2 protein-coding genes are annotated in these 1,094 nt (G+C 32.7%); one reads left to right on the forward strand and one right to left on the reverse strand.

The window, feature by feature from the left end; translation table 11 throughout:
* Nucleotides 1-589, forward strand: a 589-nt coding sequence (locus KDK18_RS06305) for a hypothetical protein (RefSeq protein ID WP_257254021.1), incomplete at its 5' end; no start/stop codon positions are given.
* On the opposite strand, the gene KDK18_RS06310 is transcribed toward KDK18_RS06305, so the two are convergent.
* Nucleotides 577-891 carry a hypothetical protein gene (locus KDK18_RS06310; protein WP_257254022.1) on the reverse strand — a complete coding sequence of 105 codons (315 nt, stop codon included), beginning with the start codon at nt 889-891 and terminating at the stop codon, nt 577-579. The genes KDK18_RS06305 and KDK18_RS06310 overlap by 13 nt on opposite strands.
* Nucleotides 892-1,094 lie beyond the last annotated feature (203 nt).

Consider the following 1,094-nt stretch of genomic DNA (forward strand, 5'->3'; position numbering starts at 1 on the left):
ATATAATATGTTAAGTCAGAATGAAGATGGGAGTTTTAACGTAAATTTACCTTCACATAGAAATATAAAAGTAGCTCCTAGTATTGAAATCTTATACAAAGGAGCCATTGCTCCTTACAGAGGTTTCTGGCCATTAATATTAGAAATCACGATTCTTAAGCTAATAAGTGACGAATCATCTACTATCAGTAAGTATTTTTCTAAATCTATCTCATATCTGAAAGACAACATTTATCATGCTGTTTTGAAAAATCCTCAAGGAAAATTATCACGAAGAAATTATGAGATCGATTATTTACTTAATGAAATAACCGCCAAGAAAGCAATATCAATTTTAACCGGAAATCCGACAGGGTATTGGCGGATTTATATGAGCACGTCCAATGAAATTAGAAAAAAATTATATGAACTTACTTATTATAAAAAGATATCAGCAGCTAGTTTAATTAGTTCACATTACAAGTTTCTATGTCTAACTAAATTGGATTTACCAATATTACCAATTAATTATTGTTATAAAAATTTGATACCACCTTATAGAAACTTACCTAACCATCACTGCTACAGCATACTCTTTTATGATACATAATTATTTTTATCTTTGTCTATTTCTTGAAAAAAACCTGCTACGTCTGTGATTAAAGTTTCCCTTTCTCTATAAGATTTTTCACCGTAACTATTAATACAATCGGCAATACACTGAGCAATTATCATAGAACTTAAACAAAAAATAAAACTTATTTTCTTTAGGCAATCCATTGCTACCACCGTACTTACAACTATTAATTTATTTCGACCGTGTAATTTATTTTGACCGTGTTGATTTAAAAAAGTTCCCAGGGGTCTGCGCCTGAAATTGGCTTTATCAGGCGGTGAATCTGAGTGAACCATCAGGACTCTGATATTCACGTAGACAGAGTACTGCATAGCCACCGCTGACCGGATGATACAGACAACGTTATTCTATCCAGCAAAAAAAACAGTTAAAAAAAGATCAACCATTGTTCTTGCTTTCTGTTGCGGTATTTCCTCTTTTGCATCGCCCTGCAATTCTGCTTCTTCGACTTTTGAGCACTTACGAAGAACCCTCTGAA

This window comes from Endozoicomonas sp. SESOKO3, assembly GCF_024606255.1.